Source organism: Paraburkholderia sp. SIMBA_053, from assembly GCF_046534895.1.
GTDB lineage: Bacteria > Pseudomonadota > Gammaproteobacteria > Burkholderiales > Burkholderiaceae > Paraburkholderia > Paraburkholderia caledonica.
Genome location: NZ_JAWRXU010000473.1, coordinates 1 through 284 on the forward strand (window position 1 = coordinate 1; position 284 = coordinate 284).

Below are 284 nucleotides of genomic sequence, written 5' to 3' on the forward strand. Positions count from 1 at the left end.
TGCTACATTGAATTTTACATTGTAAAATATGGGCCAAGTACAGGTGCATTCATAGAAAAATTAATTAAAAGAAGCAATCTCAAGACTATTATTTTATTAGCGGAAAATAATAAGGAATTTTATTTATTATTTAAAGAAGATGGAAATTTGTTATTTGTATATAGATTAGCAGTAAAAAATGAACAATATATTAGGGTAATAATATCAATTATCTTTATTCTTGTCTTCTGTTTGCAAGTTTACAATAAAGAGAAGTTAGAAATATTTCACCTGTTTATGCTTTT

The 284-nt window shown here is 23.9% G+C and carries 1 protein-coding gene; it reads left to right on the forward strand.

Features of this window, described 5'->3' with window-relative positions:
• A partial coding sequence (locus tag SB753_RS36480) for a hypothetical protein (protein WP_410804982.1) occupies positions 1 to 284 on the forward strand: 284 nt, incomplete at both ends.